The sequence below is a fragment of the Lentzea atacamensis genome, from assembly GCF_003269295.1.
Lineage (GTDB): Bacteria > Actinomycetota > Actinomycetes > Mycobacteriales > Pseudonocardiaceae > Lentzea > Lentzea atacamensis.
Genome location: NZ_QLTT01000009.1, coordinates 62,172 through 85,685, shown reverse-complemented (window position 1 = coordinate 85,685; position 23,514 = coordinate 62,172). Strand labels below are relative to the sequence as shown.

Genomic DNA, 23,514 nt, shown 5'->3' with positions numbered 1-23,514 from the left:
AGGGGGCCGCGTCGCCCGTTGTCGGTGCGCGGCCCTCGCCCGGCGGCGCGGCTGGGCGGCAACAGCAGGCTGCGCATCGCGGTCGGCCGCATCCTGCTGATCGGCGCGCTGCTGGTCGCCGGCGTGAAGCTCGTGCAGGTGCAGGGCATCCAGGCCGCGGAGCTGGCGCAGCAGGCGCAGAAGCAGCGCACGACGCGCCTCGACATCCCCGCCGAGCGCGGCTCGATCCTCGACCGCAACGGCAACCAGCTCGCGTTCTCGGTCGAGGTGCGCGCGCTCTACATCCTTCCGCAGCGTGCCCGCAAGACGTGGGACGAGGCGCGCGCGAAGGACCCCGAGAAGTACCCGGTCTCGTACGACGACCACATGCGTGAGGTCGCGAAGTTCGTCTCGTCGACCCTCGGTCCCGAGGTCAACGGGGAGAAGAGCGACGAGGAAACCGTCTACCAGCAGCTCGTGAAGGACATCAGCTACGAGGTCCTGGTCAGCGAGGCGGAGCCCGCCAAGGCGGCGCAGATCGTCGCGAAGTACCCGACGGAGATCGGCTCCGAGTACCGCTCGAAGCGCATCTACCCCAACGGCGAGGTGGCGTCGAACATCATCGGCGCCGCGAACTGGCGCCAGGAGGAGAAGCCGCCGACCACGCAGGGCATCCTCGGCCTGGAGAGCGCGCAGGACAACGTGCTGGCCGGCCGCATGGGCCGCCGTGTGGTCGACACGATGTCCGGCGACGACACCCTCGTCATCCCGAACACCGAGCGCGAGCTCGTGAAGCCGCTGCCCGGCAAGAGCCTCGAGCTGACCATCGACATCGACACGCAGTACGCCGTGCAGAAGATGGTCACCGACTACACGAAGAAGTCGGGCGCCCGCAACGGTTCCGCGGTGGTCCTCGACAGCCGCACCGGCGAGATCATCGCCATGGCCAACGACAAGACCTACGACCCGACGGACTTCGGCAAGGCCGACCCGGACCAGCTCCGCAACGCCGCGGTCGCGTCGTCGTTCGAACCGGGTTCGGTGAACAAGATCGTCACGGCTGCCGCGGCCGTCGAGTACGGCCTCTTCAAGCCGGACGACGTGCTGCAGGTGCCGGGCTCGCTGAAGGTCGCCGACCGCACGATCAAGGACGCGTGGACGCACGGCACCGTGCCCATGTCGTTCACCGGCGTCTTCGCCAAGTCCTCCAACGTCGGCACGCTCCTCGCCGCCCAGGAGGTCGGCAAGGAGCGCTACGCCGAGATGCTGCAGAAGTTCGGCCTCGGCCGCCGCACCAACTCCGGCGTCCCCGCCGAGGAGTCCGGTGTCGTGCCGCCGCTGAACCAGTGGTCCGGCTCGACCTTCGGCAACCTGCCGATCGGCCAGGGTCTGTCGATGACGCTGCTGCAGATGACCGGCATGTACCAGGCCATCGCCAACGACGGCGTCCGCATTCCGCCGCGCCTGATCCGCGCCGAGATCGGTGCAGAGGGCGCGCGCTCCGAGAAGCAGCGCCCAGAAGGCGTTCGCGTCGTTTCTCCGGAGACCGCCAAGACCGTCCGCGACATGTTCCGCCACGTCGCGCAGACCGACCCGCGCGACGCGAACCAGAACGGGACGGGCAAGCAAGCCGCGCTGCCCGGCTACCAGATCGCGGGCAAGACCGGCACGGCCCAGCAGATCGACCCGGTCTGCAAGTGCTACTCGCAGGTCGACTACTGGATCACCTTCGCCGGCATCCTGCCCGCCGACAACCCGCGCTACGTCGTCGGCATCATGCTGGACAAGCCGCACGGCACCCAGTTCAGCGGCTCGGCCGCGCCGCTGTTCCACGACATCGCCGCGTATCTGACCCAGCGCTTCCAGGTGCCGATGTCGGCCGAGCAGACGCCGTTCGTCCGGCTGCAGATGTAGCTCGTTCGAGTGGGCCGCGCATTCTTGGTGACGCTTGCTTCTTTTGCAAGTGATCTGAGACGCGGTCACGCGTGCCAATGGCGGATTTCATTGTTCCAGAGTGAAAATTTCCCTGCATTTGTTGCTAATGAGACGCATTTCATCACGTCTGATACTTCGAAACCGGAGTGCAAGGCGAGATGGGGTTTGGCGTGCGTTTCTGGCGTGTTTCGATCTTGGTGGCGACCCTGGCGGTGACATTGGTACCCGCAGCTCAGGCCGGTGAGGAAGGCTGGACAGTGAAGTCGTACTGGCTGCACGTGAACAGCACGCCGACGAACGACGAAATGATCAGAACCGAGGCGCAACGACGTTCGTACGTCGTGCTGAACGCCTGGGAGGCCGATCTCGCCGCGAAGTTCAAGGCGGCCAATCCCAAGATCCAGACCTTCGTCTACAAGGACCTCTCCTCTGCGCGCAGCTACGCGTGCTCGAACGGCGTCGACGACACCGATCTACCCACCGGCGTCGGCTACTGCGCGGCCGATCCCTCGTGGTTTCTCGTCGATCAGAGCGGTCAGCGCTTCGAGTACGACGGCTACGAGGGCCATTGGCAGATGGACGTCGGCAACACCGACTACCAGAACGCCTGGGTGGACAACGTGATCGCGTCGTCGCGTGGGGCCTTCGACGGCGTGTTCATGGACAACGCGCTCTTCGCCTGCGACACCTACCACGAGGGCGCCTGCCCGGCCGCGTACCCGACCGACGAGGCGATGCGCGACGCCTACCGCTCGATGCTCGCCAACACGCGCCAGAAGTTCGTCGACGCCGGCCTCAAAACGGTCGCCAACATGTCCAGCGCCCGCCTCCACGAAGGCGCGTGGGACAGCTATGTCGAGCACCTCGACGGCGGCTTCGACGAGTGGTGGCTGACCTTCGGCGACGACGACCTGCTCTCCGAGTACCCCGAGGGCTGGAGCCGCCAGGTCGCCGAGATCGCCGCCAACGAGGCCAAGGGCAAGATCACCTGGGTGCAGCCGCACCACAGCGGCGCCGAGCAGCCGTTCCGCTACGCCTACGCGAGCTACCTGCTGGCGGCGGGCGACCACGCGGCCATCTCCGAGATCTCGCAGACCGACCGCTACGACAACGCCTCCCCGTGGCGCGCCGAGTACGACTGGGACCTGGGCACGCCGCTCGGCACGTACTTCCCGGTGGCGGCCAACGTGTACCAGCGCGACTTCACGTGCGGCACCGTGCTCGTCAACGCGAACAAGACGGGCAGCGCCGCCGTCAACGTCCGTCTCTCCTCGCCGCACACCAACGAAAAGGGCTCCGCGGTCCGCTCGGTCTCGCTGCGCGGCACGAGTGGTTCGGTCCTGCGCAAGGCCTGCTAGTCCCAGCGGGGGGTGCCGGCCGGTGATGCCCCAGCCGAACGAGCCTTCGGTTACAGCACCACCCGATCGCCGTGAAGGGGCTCGGGCCGAGCCACCAGCACCGGACAGGACGAGTGGTACAGCGCCGCCCGCGTGATCAGCCCGACCCCGTCGTGCTGCCCGCCCCGCCCGACCACGACCAGGTCCGAGTCCAGGGCGGCCAGCGCCTCGTGCGGGTGCCGCGACTCGACGAGGACGTCCGGCGTCAGCTCGGGCGCCGTGGTGCGCAGGAACAGGACGGCGCGGCGGACCGCGGCCTCGTCGCGCGGCACCGGCACGCCGTGCTGGGCCGGTGGGTGGACGTGGAGCAGGCGCAAAGACGCTCGGCGGGTGCGGCAGAGCTCGACCGCGCGTCGCAGCACGACCGGGTCCTCGCACCCGCCGACGGCGGCGGTGATCCAGCCGTACTCGCCACGGATCGCCGGGGGTCGTCCGCGCACCACTACGACTCCGCACCGCGCGCGGCGCAACACCGGGAGGACGAGGGAACCCAGACCCAGGCTGCGGTGCTGTTCGCCCTTGCACCCCAAGACCAAGGTCGCGCTCGAGTCCGACGCCCCCACCAGTGCGGCCACCGGGTCGTCACCGCTCGGGCGGAAGTGGGCGGTGAGCATGGGGAGTCGTTCCAGCACCCGCTGGACCGTCGTGTCGCCGGGGTCCGCGAGGTAGACCTGGAGGTCCGTCCTGAGCGACCAGGCGTGGCGTGCTGCCCACTCGAAAGCGTGATACGCGGTCTCGGAAGTGTCGACCCCGACTGTCACGGAACGACTGAAATCCGGTGCCCAGAAAGAGAATCTCCTCGGTTGCACCGTGGTGGTTGTTCTCATCGCCGCCCTCCTGCCGTCTCATACCTCACCGTGCCCGCATTGCTGGTCACAGGGGCCAAAGTCACAAACCGGGCAGGAATTTGTTCGGCCGGACGGGCTCACTCCTGAAGCGCAGCGGACAAGCCCACTCGAACGGCCTATCACTGCTGATCATCACCCGAACGCCAACGCGCCGCTCGGCCACTCTGTGTACGCCGGTAGCCTCTTGCCCGTGCCTGCCAAGCTCGAGGGCAAGGTCGCGACCGCCCCGCCCCGCCCCACCAGCATCCGACCTGCTTCCGTGGCTGCTCTCGCCGCGGTCGCCGACGTGCACCTGACCAGGCCAGCACATGCCGACGTCCAGGTGACGGGGGTGACGCTGCGTGCACAGCACGTGGTCCCCGGAGACCTGTACGCCGCGCTGCCCGGTGCCCGCGCGCACGGCGCCGACTTCGCCGAGACCGCTCTCGCGAACGGTGCCGTCGCGGTGCTCACGGACGAGGCCGGTGCCGCGCGTGAGGCCCTCAAGGACGTGCCCGTGCTGATCCACCCGCGGCCCCGCGAGGTCGTGGGTCTGCTCGCCGCGCACGTCTACGGCCGGCCGTCGACGAAGGTGCGGCTGTGGGGCGTCACCGGCACGTCCGGCAAGACCACCACCACGTACATGATCGAGTCCGTGCTCAAGGCCGCCGGCCGGCACACCGGTCTCATCGGGACGGTCGGCACCCGCATCGGCGACGAGCAGCTCGGCAGCTCGCACACCACGCCGGAGGCGCCGGACCTGCAGGCGCTGTTCGCGGTGATGGCCGAGCGCGGCGTCACCGACGTCGCCATGGAGGTGTCGAGCCACGCCCTGCACATGGGCCGCGTCGCCGCCACCGAGTTCGAGATCGGCGCCTTCACGAACCTCAGCCAGGACCACCTCGACTTCCACGCCGACATGGAGGAGTACTTCCAGGTCAAGGCGCAGCTGTTCGACGGCCGCGCGCGCAGGGAGGTCGTCTGCGTCGACGGCGAGTGGGGCCCCAGGCTGGTCAAGGACTCCACGATCACCGTCGCCACGACCAAGCCCGCCACCTGGACCGCGAGCAACGTCGAGGTGAGCCCGACCGGTGAGCAGACGTTCACCGCGCAGGGCCCCGACGGCGACATCGGGATCCACCTGCCGCTCGCGGGGAGCTTCAACATCGCGAACGCCCTGCTCGCGATCGCCTGCCTGCACGCGGAGGGCATCTCGGACGACGCCATCGCGGCAGGCCTGGCGAACGTCCAGGTGCCCGGCCGCATGCAGCGCGTCGACGAGGGCCAGGCGTTCACCGCCGTCGTCGACTACTCGCACAAGCCCGCCGCCGTCGCGCTCGCGCTCGACGCCGTGCGCGCCAAGACCGACGGCCGGGTGATCATCGTGCTCGGCTGCGGTGGCGACCGGGACAGGGCCAAGCGCCCGCTGATGGGTGAGGCCGCCGCGGCACGAGCCGACGTGTTGATCATCACCGATGACAACCCGAGGAGCGAAGACGCGTCTTCTATTCGGGCCGCCATGCTCGAAGGGGCCCTCGCCACCGAGAACCGGGGCGAGGTGCTGGAGATCGGCGACCGGAAGCTCGCGATCGAGAAGGCCGTCGAGCTGGCACATCCGGGCGATGTCGTCGTCGTGGCGGGCAAGGGACACGAGACGGGACAGGAGATCGCCGGTGTGATCCACCCGTTCTCGGACGTGGAGACGCTGACCGCCGCGATCAGAAAGGCTCACCGTTGATCGCACTCACGCTCGCCGAGATCGCGGAGATCGTCGGCGGACGGTTGCACGCAACCGATGGTTCCCCGACAGTCACGGGTCCCATCGAGTTCGACACCCGCAAGGTCACCGAGGGCGGCCTCTTCCTGGCGCTGCCCGGTGAACGCGTGGACGGCCACGACTTCGCCGCCCAGGCCATCTCCCAGGGCGCTGCCGGTGTGCTGGCCGGACGCGAGGTCGACGCCCCGGCGGTGATCGCGCCGCCGGTGGAGGCCAAGCACGCCAACGCCTACGTTCTCGCCGGCGACAAGAACGGTGAGGGCGCAGCGGTGCTCGAGGCGCTGGCCAAGCTGGCCCGTCACGTCACCGACCAGCTCAAGGACCTCACCATCATCGGCGTCACCGGCTCGGCCGGGAAGACGTCCACGAAGGACCTCATCGCGCAGGTGCTGCGGCCGGCAGGCGAGGTCATCGCTCCGCCGGAGTCGTTCAACAACGAGCTGGGCCACCCGTGGACCGCGCTCCGCTCGACCGAGGACACCCGGTTCCTCGTGCTGGAGCTGTCCGCCAGGGGCATCGGCCACATCGCGAACCTCTGCGAGATCGCCCCGCCGAAGTTCGGCGCCGTGCTCAACGTCGGCACCGCCCACCTCGGCGAGTTCGGCTCACGCGAGGGCATCGCGCAGGGCAAGGGCGAGCTGATCGAGGCACTGCCGGAGGACGGCGTCGCGATCCTCAACGCCGACGACCCGCTGGTCGCGGGCATGGCGAGCCGCACGAAGGCCAAGGTCGTCCTGGTCGGTGAGAACCAGAAGGCCGACGTCCGCGCCGAGAACATCGAGCTCGACGAGCAGGCCCGCGCGAGCTTCACGCTCAAGACCGCGCAGGGCGACGCGCAGGTCAAGCTCGCGCTGAACGGCCCCCACCAGGTGGGCAACGCGCTGGTCGCCGCCGCGATCGCCCTGGAGCTGGGCGCCACGCCGGCCGAGGTCGCCGAACGGCTCGGTGCCGCGGAACGGGTGTCCGCGCACCGCATGGTGATCACCGACCGGCCCGACGGCGTGACGGTCATCGACGACGCGTACAACGCGAACCCGGACTCGGTGCGGGCGGCGTTGAAGGCGCTCGCGACGATCTCGCGCGCCACCACGCCCGCCCGCCGCAGCTGGGCAGTGCTCGGACCGATGGCCGAACTGGGCGACGACGCGGTGCGTGAGCACGACGAAATCGGCCGCCTCGTGGTGCGCCTGGACATCAGCAAGCTCGTCGTCATCGGTGACGCGGCCCGCGCGATGCACCAGGGTGCGCACCTGGAAGGATCTTGGGGAGAGGAATCCGTCCTGGTGCCGGACGCGGACGCGGCGATCGCGTTGCTGCGCGCGGAAATCCGGCCCGGTGACGTCGTGCTGGTCAAGGCATCCAACGCCTACCGCCTGTGGCGCATCGCCGAGGCCCTGCTGGAGGCAGGAACCAAGTGAAGAGCATCCTGATCGCGGCAGCGATCGCACTGGCAGTGTCGATCCTGCTGACGCCCTACCTGATCAAGATCTTCTCTCGCCAGGGCTTCGGCCAGGAGATCCGCGAGGACGGTCCGCAGCACCACAAGACCAAGCGCGGCACGCCGACCATGGGTGGTCTCGCCATCCTGGTCGCGATGTGGGCCGGCTACCTCGGCACGCACCTCGTGAACTCGATGTCGGCCTCGGCGTCCGGGCAGACCCCGACCGCGTCGGGCCTGCTCGTGCTGATGCTGACGACGTCGCTGGGGCTCGTCGGCTTCCTCGACGACTTCATCAAGATCCGCAAGGCGCGCAACCTGGGCCTGAACAAGACGGCCAAGCTGGTCGGCCAGTTCATCGCCACGATCACGTTCGCGATCCTCGTGCTGCAGTTCCCGAACAAGGACGGCCTGACGCCCGCGTCGGTCAACCTGTCGTTCGTCCGCGACATCACCGTGGTCTCGTTCGGCACGATCGGGTTCATCGTCTTCTGCTACGGCATGGTCGCCGCGTGGTCGAACGCGGTGAACCTGACCGACGGCCTGGACGGTCTCGCCGGTGGCTCGTCGGCGATGGTGCTCGGCACGTACGTCGTGATCTCGTTCTGGCAGTTCCGCTACAACTGCTCGAGCTACGCGGTGGCCGGCTGCTACGACGTGCGCGACCCGCTGGACCTCGCGGTGATCGCCGCGGCCGCGATGGCGGGCTGCATCGGCTTCCTCTGGTGGAACGCCGCCCCTGCCAAGATCTTCATGGGTGACACGGGTTCGCTCGCGCTCGGCGGCCTGGTCGCGGGTCTCGCGATCGCGACCCGCACCGAGCTGCTGATGATCGTCATCGGTGGTCTGTTCGTGGTCGAGGCCCTGTCGGTGGCGCTGCAGGTCGCGGTCTTCCGCACCTCACGACGGCGGCTGTTCCGCATGGCCCCGTTCCACCACCACTTCGAGCTGGCCGGCTGGGCGGAAACCACGGTCATCATCCGGTTCTGGCTGATGGCGGGTATCTGCTGCATGTTCGGTCTGGGCGTCTTCTACAGCGAGTGGCTGACAGGCGGGTTCTAGGACATGACCAAGCTGGCCGGAACGAAGGTGCTGGTCGCCGGTGCTGGAGTGACCGGCCGGTCCGCCGCCGAGGCGTTGCTCGCCGCGGGGGCGGAGGTCGTGGTGACGGACTCGTCGCCGGAACGGCTGATGGCGCTGGAGACGCTGCTGGACGGCGTCGAGCTGGTGCCCGGCCTGACGGAGCCGCCAGCGGGGACCTCGCTGGTCGTCACGTCGCCCGGCTGGCAGCCGTCGAGCCCGCTGCTCGCGGCCGCCGCGTCGGCGGGCATCGAGGTGATCGGCGAGGTCGAGCTGGCCTGGCGGATGGCCGCCGAGCTGGCCGACCCGCCGGTGTGGCTCGCGGTGACGGGCACCAACGGCAAGACCACGACGGTCGGCATGCTGGAGTCGATCCTGCACGCGGCCGGCGCGGACGCCGTGGCGTGCGGCAACGTCGGGCTGCCGGTCGTGGACGCGCTGCTGGCCGGACGCCGGGTGCTGGCCGTGGAGCTGTCGAGCTTCCAGCTGCACTGGTCGCCGTCGGTGCGGCCGCAGGCGGGCGCGCTGCTCAACCTCGCGGAGGACCACCTCGACTGGCACGGCGGCATGGAGCCGTACGCGCAGGCCAAGGCCAGGGTCCTCACCGGTGACGTCGCGATCGGCTGGCTCGACGACGACCTCGTCGTCGACCTGCTGGAGTCCTCGCCCGCCCGTGACCAGGTCGGTTTCACCCTGGACGAGCCCGAGGCGGGCCAGCTCGGGGTGCGCGACGGCTGGCTGGTCGACCGCGCGTTCGCCGACGACGAGGCGTTGATCGAGGTCGCGAAGATCCGCCCGGCCGGTCCTCCCGGCATCGCGGACGCTCTCGCCGCCACGGCACTGGCGCGCGCGTACGGCGTTCCGTCGGAGGCCGTGCGCGAGGGCCTGGAAGCGTTCGAACCGGCCGCTCACCGCGCTGTGCTCGTCACGGTGGACGCCGCCGACATCCACTACGTCAACGACTCGAAGGCGACGAACCCGCACGCCGCCGTGGCGTCGCTGCGGGCGTTCGAGAGCGTCGTCTGGATCGCGGGCGGCCTGCTCAAGGGCGCGTCGGTCGAGGAGATGGTGCGGACCGAAGCCCACCGGCTGCGGGGCGCCGTGCTGATCGGCGCCGACCGCGCGGTGATCGCGGACGCCCTGGCGCGGTACGCGCCGGACGTGCCGGTGCGCGTGCTCGACGTCGCTGACGACGACGAGCCGATGACGGCGGTCGTCCGTGCCGCGCAGGAGTTCGCGCGGCCTGGCGACACGGTGCTGCTGGCTCCCGCGGCCGCGTCGATGGACATGTTCACCGACTACGCGCACCGCGGGCAGGCGTTCACGGACGCCGTCCGGCGGTTGACGTCGGGGTGAAGGCCGTGACCGGTAGGGTTCGAACAGCGACACGCCACACGAATCCCCGTTCGAGCGCTTGACACAGGAGACGATGATCTGGTGACCGTCGTCGCCGACAAGCCGAGGAGCAAGCGGAAGGTTCGTCCCGCGGGCCGCATCGCGTCGATGCGCGGAGGTCTGACCGCGTGGCTCGGCCGCCCGCTCGCCGACTTCCACCTGTTGCTCGCGATCTTCGGCATGCTCACCGTGCTGGGTCTGGTGATGGTGCTGTCGGCGTCGGCGCCGGGACAGGTCGCCTCGGGTGTGTCGGCGTACAGCGTGTTCCAGAAGCAGCTGATCTACGTCTGCATCGGCGCAGTGCTGTTCTGGCTCGTGCTGCGGTTCCCGTTGCGGCGCCTGCGGCATCTGTCGACGGCGGCGATGGGCATCGGCGTGCTGCTGCTGGCGCTGGTGCTGACGCCGCTGGGCGACGTCCGCGGTGGCGCCCGGTCCTGGTTCACCGTCGGGCCGATCTCGTTCCAGCCCATCGAGGCCGTGAAGCTCGCGCTCGCGTTGTGGGGCGCGCACGTCCTGGTCACCAAGCGGGCGTTGCTGTCGCAGTACCGGCACCTGCTGGTGCCCGTCGTGCCGGTCGCGATGCTGATCTTCGCGCTGGTCATGCTGCAGCCCGACCTCGGCGGCACGATCACGCTCGGCGTGGTGCTGATCAGCCTGCTGTGGTTCGTCGGCGCGCCGATGCGGTTGTTCGGCGTGATCGCCGGTGGCGCGGTGGCCGGTGCCGTCGTGCTCGCGATCGGCGCCGCGTACCGGTTGCAGCGCGTGTCGACGTTCCTCAACCCGGACGCCGACCCGGAGGGAGCGGGTCTGCAGGCGCGGCAGGCGATGTTCGCGCTCGCGGAGGGCGGCTGGTTCGGCAAGGGGCTCGCGCAGGGCAGCTCGCAGTGGCGGTACCTGCCCAACGTCGAGTCGGACTTCATCTTCGCCGTCATCGGCGAGGAGCTCGGGTTCATCGGGTGCGCGCTGGTGCTGGCCCTGTTCGGCGGGGTCGCGTGGGTCGGTCTGCGGGTGGCGTGGCGCAACACCGACCCGTGGATCCGGATCGTGTCCGCGACGCTGACGGTGTGGCTGGTCGCGCAGGCCGCGATCAACATCGGCTACGTCGTGCGGCTGCTGCCCGTCACCGGCATCACGCTGCCGATGATCTCCTCCGGCGGCACCTCGGTCGTGATGACCATGATCGTGTTCGGCATCCTCGCGAACTGCGCCCGGCACGAGCCCGAGGCCGTGGCGGCGCTGCGTTCGCTCGGTCCTGGCCGCGTCGGTGGCCTGCTCAAGCTGCCGGCGCCCGAGGCGTACCGGCCGCCGCCCAAGCGCAAGCCGGTCCGCCCGTCGACGCCTCCGCGCGCGCCGGGCAGGCGCACGGCGCAACTCCCGGTCATCGACGAACGTCGTATGGCTGGACGATCCGCTCCTCCCTCGGAGTACCGTCGCCGCGAGTCGCGGCGCACCCAGGGCCGGACGGAGCAAGGCCGGTCGACCCGCGGTCGCGGGCGATACAACTGATTGTTCAGCCAAAACCAATATCCGGAGGCAAGTCTTGACCGGGCACCCTGCCCCCAGTGGTCCGTGCATCGTGGTCGCAGGTGGTGGCACCGCGGGACACATCGAGCCGGCACTGGCGCTGGCCGACGCGGTCATGCGGCTGCGGCCGGACGCACGTGTCGTCGCGCTCGGCACCGAGCGCGGCCTGGAGAACAAGATCGTGCCGGCCCGCGGCTACCCGCTGGAGCTGATCCCGCCGGTGCCGATGCCGCGCAAGCCCACGCTCGATCTGCTGAAGCTGCCGCTCAACGTGCGCGGCGCCGTGAAGCAGACCCGTGAGGTGCTGGAGCGCGTCGGCGCGGACGTCGTCGTCGGCTTCGGCGGCTACGTGGCGCTGCCCGCGTACCTGGCCGCGCGTGGCCGCGTGCCGATCGTGGTGCACGAGGCGAACGCCAAGGCCGGTCTCGCGAACAAGGTCGGCGCCAAGTTCGCCGCGCACGTCGCGGCGGCCGTGCCGGACTCGGGCCTGACCGACGCCCAGATCATCGGCATCCCGCTGCGCCAGTCGATCACGACGCTGAACCGCGCGGCACTGCGCGACGAGGCCCGCCGCTTCTTCGGCCTGGACCCGGACGCGCCGACGCTGCTGGTGTTCGGTGGTTCGCAGGGTGCGCGCTCGATCAACGAGGCCGTGGCCCCCGTTGCGGCCGAGTTCGCCCGTGCGGGCATCGGCGTGCTGCACGCGCACGGCCCGAAGAACACCATTGCGGTGCAGCAGGTTCCGGGCGCACCCGCGTACGTGCCGGTGCCGTACCTGGAGCGCATGGACCTCGCGTACGCCGCCGCGGACGCCGTGCTGTGCCGCTCGGGCGCGATGACCGTCGCCGAGGTGTCGGCCGTCGGCCTGCCCGCGGTGTTCGTGCCGCTGCCTCACGGCAACGGTGAGCAGGCGTTGAACGCCGGCCCGGTCGTCTCGGCCGGTGGCGGCATCCTGGTGCCGGACGAGGAGCTGACGCCGGAGAAGGTCGTCTCGCTGGTGGTGCCGCTGGTCGCGGACCGCGCGCGCCTCGCCGCCATGTCCGCGGCGACGCTCGGCACCGGCCGTCGCGAGGCGGACGAGATCCTGGCCCACGCCGTGCTGGAGGTGATCAAGAAGTGAGCCTCGAACGCGTTCACCTCGTCGGCATCGGTGGTGCCGGAATGAGCGGCATCGCCCGCATCCTGCTCGCGCGCGGTGCGCAGGTGTCCGGTTCGGACGCCAAGGACTCGCGGACCGTGCTGGCGCTGCGTGCCCAGGGCGCGCGGGTCGCGGTGGGACACGACTCGGCCAACCTCGACCAGCTCGTCGGTGGCCCGACCGAGGTCGTGGTGTCGACCGCGATCAAGGACTCGAACCCGGAGTACGCGGCGGCTCGCGAGCGCGGCATCACGGTGCTGCGCCGCGCCGAGGCGCTGGCCGCTCTCATGGAAGACCACCGGGTCGTGTGTGTCGCCGGCACGCACGGCAAGACGTCGACCACGTCGATGCTGACCGTCGCGTTGCAGCACTGCCGGTTGGACCCGTCGTTCGCGATCGGTGGCGACCTCAACGAGTCCGGTGCCAACGCGCATCAGGGCACCGGTGGCGTGTTCGTCGCCGAGGCGGACGAGTCCGACGGCTCGTTCCTGTTCTTCTCGCCGTCGGTCGCCGTCGTGACGAACGTCGAGGCCGACCACCTCGATCACCACGGCACCGTCGAGGCGTACACGGCGGTGTTCGACTCGTTCCTGGACCGGATCGCGCCGGGTGGCGTTCTGGTGTCCTGTGTGGACGATCCAGGTGCGGCGCGGCTGATCGCCGAGGCTCGCGCTCGCGGGATTCGGGTGCGGGAGTACGGCCGCGCCGCTTCCGACGCGCGGATCGTCGACTACAAGCCGTTCGAGTCCGGTGGCCTGGCGTCGGTCGAGATCGACGGAGTGGCCCTCGACGTCCGCGTCGCGGTGCCGGGTGAGCACATGGCGTTGAACGCCGTTGCCGCGCTGCTGGCCGGTCTGGAGCTCGGTGCCGACCAGACCGGGTTGCTGGAGGGTCTCGCGGCCTTCGGTGGTGTGCGGCGGCGGTTCGAGTTCAAGGGCCGTGCCGGTGGCGTGTCCGTCTACGACGACTACGCGCACCATCCGACCGAGGTCGACGCCCAGCTGCGTGCGGCGCGTCCGGTCGCGGGTACCGGCAGGGTTGTCGTGGTGTTCCAGCCGCACCTGTACTCGCGTACGCGCACGTTCGCCACGGAGTTCGCCGCTGCGCTGTCGCTGGCGGACGAAGTGGTCGTGCTGGACGTGTACGGCGCCCGCGAGGAGCCGGAGCCCGGTGTGACCGGCGGGCTGATCGCGGAGCAGGTGACGGCTTCCGTGCACTACGAGCCGTCGTTCGACCGCGTGCCCGCCCTGGTGGCGTCGCTGGTCCACGAGGGCGACCTGGTGGTGACCATGGGCGCGGGTGACGTGACGATGCTCGGCCCCGAGATCGTCAGCGCGTTGTCGCAGCAAGAGCAGGCATGAGCGCCCCGGTTCGTGGCAGGTCCACGCGAGTTCGCCCCGCGAACCGGAGACCGAAGAGCGCTGAGTACCGGGCGCGGCGCAGGGTGATCCTGCGCCGCCGCCTGGTCGCGTTGCTGACGTTGCTTTCCATAGTGGGTTTGACCTACGGGGTGTTCTTCACGCCGTTGCTGGGCGTCCGCAACGTGGACGTCCACGGCGCGGTGGTGCTGACCGACGACGAGGTTCGCCGCGCCGCCGCCATCGAACCCGGCTCTCCGTTGGTGCGGCTGGACCTTCGCGGCATCCGCGAACGCGTCGCCGCCGTACCGCGCATCGCCACCGTCGAGGTGGAACGCCAGCTGCCCGGCACGGTCCGGCTGCTGATCACCGAACGCGTGCCCGTCGGTTCGGTGAAGCTGCCCGACGGCTTCCACCTCGTCGACTCCACCGGCATGGACTACGCGGTCCTGCCGACGGCGGCGCCGGGCGTCCCCGAACTGGTCTTGGCCACCCCGTCGTCCACGGACCCGGCCACTCGCGCCGTGGTCGGGGTCCTGAACGAACTGCCGGAGAAGCTGCGGCCCGACGTCCTGCAGGTGTCGGCCACGTCCGGTGCCGACGTGAAGCTGACGCTGTCCGGCAACCGCGTGGTGAAGTGGGGCAGCTCCGACGACACCCCGCGCAAGGCGGCGGTGCTGATGGTGCTGCTCTCACGTCCGGGCACGACGTACGACGTGTCGTCCCCGGACCTGGCCACCGTTTCGTAGCCTTACCAACGGTCTTGCGCGCCAACGACCCTGGTGTCGGCGCGCTGTGTCACGGCCGCGGTGCCGGCGGCCGTGACGGTGCCGGGAAGCGGCGGGGACGTCGGTGCGGGGACCGGGGAAGTGGCTGGGAGCACACGAAGATCTCCTGTGGCCCGCCGGTCAGCCGTTCGGCTTCAACGCTGTCGCGACCCGCACGAACAGGCTGCCCAGCCTGCTCGTCACGAGTTCCAACACGATCGCCTCGATGACGAGCGAACGCACGGACGCGGTTGCGGGTGCCAAGAGGAGCCTCCTCGAAGTGAACGACTACCGTGCTCATCGGACTGCTTCTCGCGGCATTAGCCGTATCGGTCGTTGTCACCCGAAGGAAGTACGCATGGCAGGACACGTCGTGGTCGTGGGCGCCGGTCTTGCCGGACTGTCGGCGGCGTTGCACCTGCAGGGCACCGGCCGCCGGGTCACCGTGCTCGAAAAGGCTGATGCCCCAGGCGGTCGCGCCGGGACCGTCCAGGTGGGCGGATTCACGGCGGACAGCGGGCCGACGGTGCTCACGATGCCCGAGTACCTGGACGAGGTGTTCGGCGCGGTGGGGGAGCGAACTGCGGACTGGCTGACGCTCGACAGGGTCGATCCCGCCTACCACGCGCGGTTCGCGGACGGGTCGCGGATCGCGGTGCACACCGATGCCGAGGCCATGGAGGCCGAGGTCCGCAACGCCTGCGGCGCAAGGGAAGCGGCCGGGTACCGGAAGCTGCGGCGGTGGCTGGGCGAGCTGTACGCGGTGCAGCGCGAGCACTTCATCGGGGCGAACTTCGACTCGCCGCTCGACCTGCTGAGGCCGGAGCTCGTGAAGCTGGCGGGCCTGGGCGGGTTCGGCCGGCTGGAACCGCAGTTGCGGCGATTCATCAGCGATGAACGTTTGATCCGGCTTTTCTCCTTCCAGGCGTTGTACGCGGGTGTGCCGCCGCAGCAAGCTCTCGCGGCGTACGCGGTCATCGCGTACATGGACACCATCGCGGGCGTCTACCACCCACGCGGTGGGATGCACGCGGTTCCTCAGGCACTGAGCGCAGCCGCGGAGAAACACGGCGCGGAGTTCCGTTACGGCGCAACGGTCACACGGCTGGAGTGGAGCGGCGCACGGGTCGCTGCCGTCCACACCTCGGATGAGCGGATCGCCGCGGACGCGGTGGTGCTGGCGTGCGAGTTGCCGGACGCGTACCGGTTGCTCGGGAAGCGCCCGCAACGGCTTGTGCGGCACCGTTGGTCGCCATCGGCCGTGGTGTTGCACGCCGCGACGGATCGCACGTGGAATCTCGGGCACCACAACATCCTGTTCGGCGCGGCCTGGCGCGAGACGTTCACCGAAATCGTCCACAAGGGACAGTTGATGTCGGACCCGTCGCTGCTCGTCACGCACGCGCAGGACGGGCTGCACTACGTGCTGGCGCCGTGCCCGAACCTGCGGACCGGCCCGATCGACTGGCAGCGCGTCGGGCCGAGGTACCGCGACGAGCTCATCGCCACGCTCGAAGAGCGAGGCCTCGACGGCTTCGGTGCGGCGATCCAGGACGAGCACCTCGTCACGCCGCGGGACTGGGGCAACGCCGCCGGTACGCCGTTCGGGCTGGCGCACACCTTCGCGCAGACCGGACCGTTCCGGCCGCGCAACGTCGTCAAGGGAGCCGAGAACGTGGCGTTGGCGGGCGCAGGCACCACACCGGGCGTCGGAGTGCCTCCAGTGCTCATCTCCGGTCGGCTCGCAGCCCAGCGGATAGATGCGGTGCGGTGACGGGCCTGGACCAGGTCGTGCCGTTCCGGGGCGACCGGACGGTCTCGGCCCGATGGGTGCTCGCGCACCTCATCGAGGAGACCGCCCGGCACGCCGGGCATCTGGACGGGGCGACCGGCGACCAGGCCGCCGGAAGCTCCCACTTCTGCGTGAGGCGGTCGGTCTTGTGGTCGGAGACGAACACCTCACCCGTGGGGCCGCCGCTCATGGTCAGGTAGCGGCCGGTCCACACCGTCGTGATCTCGTGATGGCCGAACTCGTCGGCCGCGAGCCTCCACTTCTGCTTGGCCGCCAGCCCGGCCGTGCAGGGCATCGCGCTGACGTAGTCGTAGCTGAAGCTGGTCAGGCACTTGCCGCTCGTCGTGCTGCGCAGCTCCACCTCGCCGCCCCCGAGATCGACGCGCCGGAACGCCTGCCTCGTCGCGAGGGTGCAGTGGTCCGTCAGGGCCTGCTCGGTGGGCAGGTGTTCGGTCAGGCAGGTGCCGTGGTCCGGGGTTCCTCAGACGGACGACCTCCGCCGGTTCGGGCGCCGGCGCGGTCCCGGTCTCCCGGATCCGCCACTGCTGGGAGTCGCGCTCGGCCTCTTCTTCCATCGTCGCGAACCGAGGGCGTTGAAGTGGATGGCGTCGACGAACCTGTCCCGGTACCTCAGCCGGACGGTCCCCTCCTGGCCGGGCACCACCTCGACCGGCTGGCTGGTGGACGCGGTGCCGCACACGAGGCGGACGAACTCCCTGAACCGGTCGTCGCCGCCCCCAGGGCGATCGCGGCCGGCGCGACGCTCAGCATCTTCATCCCCGTCCACGGACGGTAACGGAAGATCACCGGCAAAAGAGGCGGAAGTGTCGATTGGGCGGGCGAGACGATCTCTGATTCGAGGTCCGACTACGCTTGTGGTGCGCCGTGCTCTGCACCGTGCGCACTACTTGACGGCACGACCGGGGAGTAGTAGCGCACAGTGTTGGGACCCTACGGCGTGGCTGCTGGACCGACGCACCGCCGGTGCTTACCGTCCAGCAGGAACATATGGGGTTGACATAACTCTGAACCTCGAGGAGAGGTTGAGGGTTTCAATCCGGGTGCATCACCACCCAGCACCACAGCACGGACCACGATCAGGAAGGCGGATCCGATGACGCCCCCGCACAACTACCTCGCGGTGATCAAGGTCGTCGGCATCGGTGGTGGCGGTGTCAACGCCGTCAACCGCATGATCGAGGTCGGGCTCAAGGGCGTCGAGTTCATCGCGGTGAACACCGACGCACAGGCCTTGCTGATGTCTGATGCCGACGTCAAGCTCGACATCGGCCGCGAGCTCACCCGCGGCCTCGGTGCCGGCGCGAACCCGGAGGTCGGGCACAAGGCCGCCGAAGACCACCGCGAGGAGATCGAAGAGGTCCTCAAGGGGGCCGACATGGTCTTCGTGACCGCCGGCGAGGGCGGCGGCACGGGCACCGGCGGCGCGCCGGTGGTGGCCTCGATCGCCCGCAAGCTCGGCGCGCTGACGATCGGTGTCGTCACGCGCCCGTTCTCGTTCGAGGGCAAGCGCCGCGCCAAGCAGGCCGAGGACGGCATCCAGGCGCTGCGCAACGAGTGCGACACGCTGATCGTGATTCCCAACGACCGGTTGCTCCAGCTGGGTGACATCGGTGTCAGCCTGATGGACGCGTTCCGTTCGGCCGACGAGGTCCTCCTCTCCGGTGTCCAGGGCATCACCGACCTGATCACCACGCCCGGTCTGATCAACCTGGACTTCGCCGACGTCAAGTCGGTCATGTCCGGTGCGGGCTCGGCGTTGATGGGCATCGGTTCCGCGCGCGGTGAGGGCCGCGCCGTCCAGGCCGCGCAGAAGGCGATCAACTCGCCGCTGCTCGAGGCGTCGATGGAGGGTGCGCATGGCGTGCTGCTCTCGATCGCCGGTGGCTCCGACCTGGGCCTGTTCGAGATCAACGAGTCCGCGTCGCTGGTCCAGGAGGCCGCGCACCCGGACGCGAACATCATCTTCGGTACGGTCATCGACGACTCGCTCGGCGACGAGGTGCGCGTCACGGTGATCGCGGCTGGGTTCGACAGCGGCGGGCCCACGCACAAGAAGCTGGAGCCGACGGCGTTGTCCTCGCCGCCGCGGACGCCCTCCGGCCCGATCGCCACCGCGACCGCGGCGCCGACGCACGCACCGGCGCCTCAGCCGGTCGCGCAGACGCCGCCTCCGCCCGTCGTGCAGACGCCGCCTCCGGCCGCCCAGCCGGTCGCACAGCCGCAGCAGGAGGTCCGTCAGGCCCCGCCGCCGCCCACCACGGTGCCGCCGCAGCCGTCGCCGATGCAGGGCAACGGGTACGTGCCCTCGGTGCCGCGGCCGCTGTCGCAGAACGGTTCGCTGCCGTCGCGTCCGGTGCCCGTCACCGACGACCCGGACGACGAGGTGGACGTGCCGCCGTTCATGCGGCGCTGACGACCGGGATCGCAGTTCTTGTCGGACCCCCTGAGCACCTTGAGTTCTCAGGGGGTCCTGCTTATGTGGAATTAGGGTGTAAGCCGTGCGCATTCGTCGTGTTGTCACCACTCGCGCTGGTGGCGTCTCCAAGGCCCCGTACGACTCGTTCAACCTCGGCGACCACGTGGGGGACGACGGGAAGGCGGTCGAGGCCAACCGCGCCCGGCTCGCCGAGGGCATCGGTCTCACGCCGGACCGTTTGGTGTGGATGGAACAGGTGCACGGCCGGACCGTCGGGGTGGTCGACGGCCCACAGGCGCAGCCGCTGGAGGCGACCGACGCCGTCGTGACGAAACAGCCGGGTCTCGCGCTCGCGGTGCTGACGGCCGACTGCGTCCCGGTGCTGCTCGGCGACCAGGAGGCCGGCGTGGTCGGCGCGGTGCACGCCGGGCGTGTCGGCGCGCGGGTCGGAGTCGTCGTCGAGGCGTTGAAGGCGATGCTGGCGCAGGGTGCCGAGCTGGGGCGGATCGAGGTCCTGCTGGGGCCCGCGGTGTGCGGCGAGTGCTACGAGGTGCCCGCTGACATGCAAAAAGACGTCGAGAAGCACCTTCCTGGGAGCGCCTCCAAGTCGCGCAAGGGCACCCCCGCGCTCGATCTGCGCGCGGGGCTGTGGAACCAGCTGGCGAGCGCCGGTGTCGGCAGGATCGGCGTCGACCCGCGCTGCACGTTCGAGGAGAAGGACCTCTTCAGCCACCGCAGGCAGGCCCCGACCGGGCGGCTCGCGTCGGTCGTCTGGATCGAGCCGTGAGCCGGCGGGAGGAGCTCGCCGCGAACCTCGCAGAGGTCGAGGAACGCATCGCCAAAGCCTGTGAAACGGCGGGCCGTGATCGGTCGGAAGTGATGTTGCTCGCGGTGACGAAAACCTGGCCGGCGAGTGATGTCGAACTCCTCTACGAACTCGGTCTTCGCGAGTTCGCGGAAAACCGCGATCAGGAAGCGAGCGCCAAGGTCGCCCAATTGAGACATCTCGAAGGTGCGAGATGGCACATGGTCGGCCGATTGCAGCGGAACAAGGCCAAATCCGTCGTCGAGTGGGCCGATCAGGTCGACTCGGTCGACAGCGTGAGATTGGCAGAGGCCCTCGCGAAAGCGGCGCACGCGAAAGGCGTGAAGCTCGACGTGTTGCTGCAGGTCAGCATCGACGGCGACACGTCACGGGGCGGCTGTCCCGTTCCCGAGGTCGCGGAACTGGCTGGCGCGATCACTCGTTCGGGTGATCTTATTCTCCGAGGTGCGATGACTGTCGCACCACTGACGATGAAGCCAGCGCAGGCGTTTGAGGTGTTGGCGTCAGTGGTATCAGGCCTACGTGATGATCATCCCACTGTCAGCAGTGTGTCAGCGGGAATGAGCGGAGACCTGGAAGATGCCATCTCGCACGGATCGACCTGTGTGCGTGTCGGAACAGGGTTGCTCGGTAGTCGGCGACTAACGTTGCCATAGGTTGTCGGGAACCTCGGGGCCGTCCGCACCGTCCCTAAGGTGGGGCACTCGCGGAGGAGGGGCTTGGGATGAGCGCTTTGCACAAGCTGAAGGCCTACTTCGGGATGGTCCCCGCCGAGTACGCAGACGACCCCGGCTACGACGACGACCGCGGTCGCTACGGCGACTACCGGTCCGAGTACGCGGCCGAGGCCGACGACTACGACCCCTACCCGCGGCGCAGCCGTGTGTTCACACCGGGCCGGTCGGAGCTCCAGGGCTCCGGGTACCGGGCCGACATCGACGAGTCGGACGACTACGAGCCGGAGTCGCGGCGCGGGGGCAGCCCCTCGAGCACGCGGCGCTGGAGCGCCGATGCACCCGTGCACGGCGCGCTCGCCGTCGAGCCGCAGCGCGAGCCCGTGAGCAGACTGCGTCCGGTCGCCGAGCCGGCAGGCAACCCGTTGGCGCGCATCACCACGCTTCACCCCCGTAACTACAGCGAGGCGCGCACGATCGGGGAGCACTACCGCGACGGCACTCCGGTGATCCTCAACCTGACCGACATGGACGACGCGGACGCCAAGCGTCTCGTCGACTTCTCGGCCGGTCTCGCGTTCGCTCTGCGCGGGTCCATGGACAAGATCACCAGCAGGGTGTTCCTTCTCTCACCGCCCAACGTTGACGTGACGGCGGAGGACCGGCGGAAGCTGGCGGAGGGCGGGTTCGGCAGCCACGGTTAGAGTTGACCCCGTGGACCCGATCCGTCTCGTCATCTTCTACCTACTCTTCGCGTTCTCCCTGTTCCTGACCGCGCGTGTCGTGGTCGAACTGGTGAGGACGTTCGCGAGGGAGTGGCGCCCCGCGGGCGGCGTAGCCGTGACGCTGGAGACCGTTTACACCGTGACCGACCCACCGGTCCGCGTAGTCCGTCGGATGATCCCGACTGTGCGGATCGGGGGCGTCGGGCTGGACCTATCGATTATTGTGCTGTGGCTGGTCGTTATCATTCTGATGCGATTCGCAGATCCCAGGTGACGGGGAACCGGGGATGACCGCAGCCCAGGAGTGCGAGAGGTGATCCGATGCCGTTGACCCCCGCTGACGTGCACAACGTCGCGTTCAGCAAGCCGCCGATTGGCAAGCGGGGCTACAACGAGGACGAGGTGGACGCGTTCCTCGACCTGGTTGAGGGCGAACTGGCCCGCTTGATCGAGGAGAACAACGACCTCCGTCAGCAGGTTGAGCAGCTCGACCAGCAGCTCGAGACCGCGCGCGCCGACCTCGACGACGCGCGCGCGAAGGCTTCCTCCGGCCCCATGACGAGCCGAGTCCCGGTCGAGGAGCCGCGCCGTCTGGCGCCGGTTCCCCCGCCGTCGGTGCTGGAGCAGACGTCGCCCGGTGGTGGCGGCGACCACCACGTGCAGGCCGCGAAGGTCCTGGGTCTCGCCCAGGAGATGGCGGACAGGCTGACCGGCGAGGCCAAGGCCGAAGCCGACGGCATGCTGTCCGAGGCCCGCACGAAGTCTGAGCAGCTGCTGTCCGAGGCCCGTGCCAAGGCCGACACGATGGTCAACGAGGCGCGCACGCGTGCCGAGACCATGCTGAACGACGCGCGCACGCGCGCCGAGACGCTCGAGCGGCAGGCCCGTGAGAAGGCCACCGCGCTCGACCGCGACGCGCAGCGCAAGCACGCCGAGGTGATGGGCAACATCACCCAGGAGAAGAACACGCTCGAGAAGCAGATCGACAAGCTGCAGACGTTCGAGCGCGAGTACCGCACGCGACTGAAGACCATGCTCGAGTCGTCCCTGCGCGACCTCCAGGACCGCGGCCCCGCCGCTCCGTCCGAGGGTCGTTCCCAGGGCTACTCCTTCGGCGCACGCGCCGAAGCGGGCTGAACTACTGTTCATTAGGTGCTCTTCGTAGTTCTACTTCTGGTGCTGGCTGCCCTCGGGTTGCTCGTCCCTGCGCTGACCACGTCCAACAACATCTGGGCGTGGGCATCCGTGGGCGCGAGTGTGCTCGCCGCCCTGGTCCTGATCTGGGACTGGTGGCGACGACGTCCGGGGGACCCCGCAGCCGTGGCGCAGAGTGTAGATCAACACGTTGTAGCTGATGATCAACGGGTGGTGGCTTCGGCGGTAGCCGACACGCCGCCCGCTGACGAGGAGCCACCGGAAGAGGACACCGACGCGGCAGACCTGCTCGCGGTGGCCGACCTGGTGGATGAGGTGCGGGTGCTGGACGAGCGGCCCCGGTATCACCTGAGCTCGTGTTCCTGGCTCGCCGGGAGGCCCACGCTGGGCCTCCCGGTGCAGGAGGCACGGCAACTGCAGTTCACCCCGTGCGCCGTGTGCCGCCCCGACTCGACCCTGGTCCGGAAGAGTCGTTCCACACAGTCGGAGTGAACGGCGCCCGAGCGGGTTCCGGCATCGGCTATGAAGTGCGAATGTTCCCGAGGGCCGTTTTCCGTGTCGCGGTGGTAACCGCGTTCCTGCTGGTCAGCACTGCTGTCCCGATCCAGGCTGAGCCCAACGAATGCGTGCCGGGCGACCTGCGCGACAAGTCGGTGAGCTTCCGCACCGAAGACGACGTGCAGCTGTCCGGTCTGGTGCTCGGCAGCGGACCGCGTGGAGTCATCCTCGCCTCTTACCTCAAGCAGTCGTACTGCGACTGGTTGCCGTTGGCGCGGAGCCTGGCCGACTCCGGTAATCAGGTGCTGCTCTTCGACATCCGGTTCTTCGAACTGGGCGATCCGCGCATGCTGAAGGACGAGTACAAGTACGACCTCGATCTGCAGGCCGCCGCGCAGGAACTCACCCGGCGTGGCGCTACCTCGATCGTGGCGGGTGGCGAGGCACGGACCGCCGCAGCCGCTGTGCTGGCAGCGCCGCGGATCCAGGGGCTGGCAGGCCTGGTGCTGGTGTCACCCGTGCAGGGTTTCGGCGGGGTCGAACGCAGCACCTTCCGGCAGGTGAAGCCGGTGCTGGAGTCGCTGACGGTGCCGGTGTTCATCGCTTCTTCGGACGCGCCGATGTCGAACGGGGATCCTTCCTTCGCGGACTCTGCACGGGTGCTGGCCGACGTGTCCACGGCGTCGGGTTCCAGGCTGGACCTGGTGTCCGGCGCGTCGCACGGGGTCGAACTGGTGAAGACCGACGCCGCGTTGCGGGATCGCGTGGTCGCGTTCGTCGACGAGGTGCAGT

21 protein-coding genes and 1 pseudogene are annotated in these 23,514 nt (G+C 69.4%); 20 read left to right on the top strand and 2 right to left on the bottom strand.

Annotated features, from left to right (window positions below):
* Positions 1-24 precede the first annotated feature (24 nt).
* Positions 25-1,893, top strand: a complete 1,869-nt coding sequence (locus C8D87_RS33595) for a peptidoglycan D,D-transpeptidase FtsI family protein (RefSeq protein ID WP_233442428.1) — start codon at positions 25-27, stop codon at positions 1,891-1,893.
* A 278-nt stretch (positions 1,894-2,171) separates the two neighbouring features.
* Positions 2,172-3,272 (top strand): putative glycoside hydrolase, encoded by a 1,101-nt coding sequence (locus tag C8D87_RS33590; RefSeq protein ID WP_170166677.1) that lies wholly within the window; start codon positions 2,172-2,174, stop codon positions 3,270-3,272.
* Positions 3,273-3,322: 50 nt separating this feature from the next.
* Here the strand turns inward: C8D87_RS33590 and C8D87_RS33585 are convergent, their stop codons facing one another.
* A complete protein-coding gene (locus C8D87_RS33585) occupies positions 3,323-4,072 on the bottom strand; it encodes a universal stress protein (protein ID WP_170166676.1) in 750 nt (249 codons plus the stop codon).
* A gap of 277 nt (positions 4,073-4,349) precedes the next feature.
* Here C8D87_RS33585 and C8D87_RS33580 point away from each other — a divergent pair, with 277 nt between their 5' ends.
* The 8 genes from C8D87_RS33580 (at position 4,350) to C8D87_RS33545 (ending at position 14,597) form a co-directional block, all read left to right on the top strand.
* The gene (locus C8D87_RS33580) at positions 4,350-5,876 is read left to right on the top strand and encodes a UDP-N-acetylmuramoyl-L-alanyl-D-glutamate--2,6-diaminopimelate ligase (RefSeq protein ID WP_112230067.1); all 1,527 of its coding nucleotides are present in this window, start codon (positions 4,350-4,352) and stop codon (positions 5,874-5,876) included.
* Complete coding sequence (locus tag C8D87_RS33575) at positions 5,873-7,333, top strand: UDP-N-acetylmuramoyl-tripeptide--D-alanyl-D-alanine ligase (RefSeq protein ID WP_112229713.1); 1,461 nt, start codon at positions 5,873-5,875, stop codon at positions 7,331-7,333. The genes C8D87_RS33580 and C8D87_RS33575 overlap by 4 nt, the downstream gene beginning before the upstream one ends.
* Positions 7,330-8,415: a phospho-N-acetylmuramoyl-pentapeptide-transferase gene (gene mraY, locus C8D87_RS33570; RefSeq protein WP_109633638.1), complete on the top strand. Its 1,086-nt coding sequence runs from the start codon at positions 7,330-7,332 to the stop codon at positions 8,413-8,415. Before C8D87_RS33575 ends, mraY begins: the two co-directional genes overlap by 4 nt.
* 3 nt (positions 8,416-8,418) lie before the next feature.
* Positions 8,419-9,789 carry a UDP-N-acetylmuramoyl-L-alanine--D-glutamate ligase gene (murD, locus tag C8D87_RS33565; RefSeq protein ID WP_112229712.1) on the top strand — a complete coding sequence of 457 codons (1,371 nt, stop codon included), beginning with the start codon at positions 8,419-8,421 and terminating at the stop codon, positions 9,787-9,789.
* A gap of 147 nt (positions 9,790-9,936) precedes the next feature.
* Entirely contained in the window at positions 9,937-11,334 is a 1,398-nt protein-coding gene (gene ftsW / locus C8D87_RS33560) for a putative lipid II flippase FtsW (RefSeq protein WP_109635119.1), read from the top strand.
* Between the two features lie 67 nt (positions 11,335-11,401).
* Positions 11,402-12,472 (top strand): undecaprenyldiphospho-muramoylpentapeptide beta-N-acetylglucosaminyltransferase, encoded by a 1,071-nt coding sequence (gene murG / locus C8D87_RS33555; protein ID WP_215732578.1) that lies wholly within the window; start codon positions 11,402-11,404, stop codon positions 12,470-12,472.
* A complete protein-coding gene (murC, locus tag C8D87_RS33550) occupies positions 12,469-13,851 on the top strand; it encodes a UDP-N-acetylmuramate--L-alanine ligase (protein ID WP_267899902.1) in 1,383 nt (460 codons plus the stop codon). The genes murG and murC overlap by 4 nt, the downstream gene beginning before the upstream one ends.
* Positions 13,848-14,597: a cell division protein FtsQ/DivIB gene (locus C8D87_RS33545; RefSeq protein WP_112229711.1), complete on the top strand. Its 750-nt coding sequence runs from the start codon at positions 13,848-13,850 to the stop codon at positions 14,595-14,597. The genes murC and C8D87_RS33545 overlap by 4 nt, the downstream gene beginning before the upstream one ends.
* 159 nt (positions 14,598-14,756) lie before the next feature.
* Here C8D87_RS33545 and C8D87_RS48745 read toward each other — a convergent pair whose 3' ends face one another.
* Positions 14,757-14,879 (bottom strand): hypothetical protein, encoded by a 123-nt coding sequence (locus tag C8D87_RS48745; protein ID WP_267899901.1) that lies wholly within the window; start codon positions 14,877-14,879, stop codon positions 14,757-14,759.
* A gap of 94 nt (positions 14,880-14,973) precedes the next feature.
* On the opposite strand from C8D87_RS48745, the gene crtI reads away from it, so the two are divergent.
* The 10 genes and pseudogenes from crtI (at position 14,974) to C8D87_RS33495 (ending at position 22,716) form a co-directional block, all read left to right on the top strand.
* Entirely contained in the window at positions 14,974-16,389 is a 1,416-nt protein-coding gene (crtI, locus tag C8D87_RS33540) for a phytoene desaturase family protein (RefSeq protein WP_112229710.1), read from the top strand.
* A gap of 2 nt (positions 16,390-16,391) precedes the next feature.
* Positions 16,392-16,496: pseudogene (locus C8D87_RS48165) on the top strand (mycothiol transferase); the annotation flags it as partial.
* Positions 16,497-17,005: 509 nt separating this feature from the next.
* Positions 17,006-17,203, top strand: coding sequence for a hypothetical protein (locus C8D87_RS33530; RefSeq protein WP_112229708.1), 198 nt, complete (start codon positions 17,006-17,008; stop codon positions 17,201-17,203).
* A 318-nt stretch (positions 17,204-17,521) separates the two neighbouring features.
* Positions 17,522-18,841, top strand: coding sequence for a cell division protein FtsZ (ftsZ, locus tag C8D87_RS33525; RefSeq protein WP_112229707.1), 1,320 nt, complete (start codon positions 17,522-17,524; stop codon positions 18,839-18,841).
* Positions 18,842-18,926: 85 nt separating this feature from the next.
* Positions 18,927-19,631 (top strand): peptidoglycan editing factor PgeF, encoded by a 705-nt coding sequence (gene pgeF / locus C8D87_RS33520; RefSeq protein WP_112229706.1) that lies wholly within the window; start codon positions 18,927-18,929, stop codon positions 19,629-19,631.
* Positions 19,628-20,326 carry a YggS family pyridoxal phosphate-dependent enzyme gene (locus C8D87_RS33515; protein WP_112229705.1) on the top strand — a complete coding sequence of 233 codons (699 nt, stop codon included), beginning with the start codon at positions 19,628-19,630 and terminating at the stop codon, positions 20,324-20,326. The genes pgeF and C8D87_RS33515 overlap by 4 nt, the downstream gene beginning before the upstream one ends.
* Before the next feature lie 68 nt (positions 20,327-20,394).
* Complete coding sequence (locus C8D87_RS33510) at positions 20,395-21,048, top strand: cell division protein SepF (protein WP_112229704.1); 654 nt, start codon at positions 20,395-20,397, stop codon at positions 21,046-21,048.
* Between the two features lie 19 nt (positions 21,049-21,067).
* Entirely contained in the window at positions 21,068-21,343 is a 276-nt protein-coding gene (locus C8D87_RS33505) for a YggT family protein (protein WP_407656890.1), read from the top strand.
* A gap of 47 nt (positions 21,344-21,390) precedes the next feature.
* On the top strand, positions 21,391-22,206 hold the full coding sequence (wag31, locus tag C8D87_RS33500; RefSeq protein WP_109633609.1) for a DivIVA-like cell division protein Wag31: 816 nt from the start codon (positions 21,391-21,393) through the stop codon (positions 22,204-22,206).
* 15 nt (positions 22,207-22,221) lie between these two features.
* Positions 22,222-22,716, top strand: coding sequence for a hypothetical protein (locus tag C8D87_RS33495; RefSeq protein ID WP_109633606.1), 495 nt, complete (start codon positions 22,222-22,224; stop codon positions 22,714-22,716).
* Positions 22,717-23,514: the final 798 nt, after the last annotated feature.

What these genes read in the sequence shown, in the direction of transcription:
- murD (WP_112229712.1), top strand. Translation starts at nt 8,419, where the DNA reads ATGACCAAGCTGGCCGGAACGAAGGTGCTGGTCGCCGGTGCTGGAGTG.
- ftsW (WP_109635119.1), top strand. Translation starts at nt 9,937, where the DNA reads ATGCGCGGAGGTCTGACCGCGTGGCTCGGCCGCCCGCTCGCCGACTTC.
- C8D87_RS33545 (WP_112229711.1), top strand. Translation starts at nt 13,848, where the DNA reads ATGAGCGCCCCGGTTCGTGGCAGGTCCACGCGAGTTCGCCCCGCGAAC.
- crtI (WP_112229710.1), top strand. Translation starts at nt 14,974, where the DNA reads ATGGCAGGACACGTCGTGGTCGTGGGCGCCGGTCTTGCCGGACTGTCG.
- ftsZ (WP_112229707.1), top strand. Translation starts at nt 17,522, where the DNA reads ATGACGCCCCCGCACAACTACCTCGCGGTGATCAAGGTCGTCGGCATC.
- C8D87_RS33510 (WP_112229704.1), top strand. Translation starts at nt 20,395, where the DNA reads ATGAGCGCTTTGCACAAGCTGAAGGCCTACTTCGGGATGGTCCCCGCC.
- wag31 (WP_109633609.1), top strand. Translation starts at nt 21,391, where the DNA reads ATGCCGTTGACCCCCGCTGACGTGCACAACGTCGCGTTCAGCAAGCCG.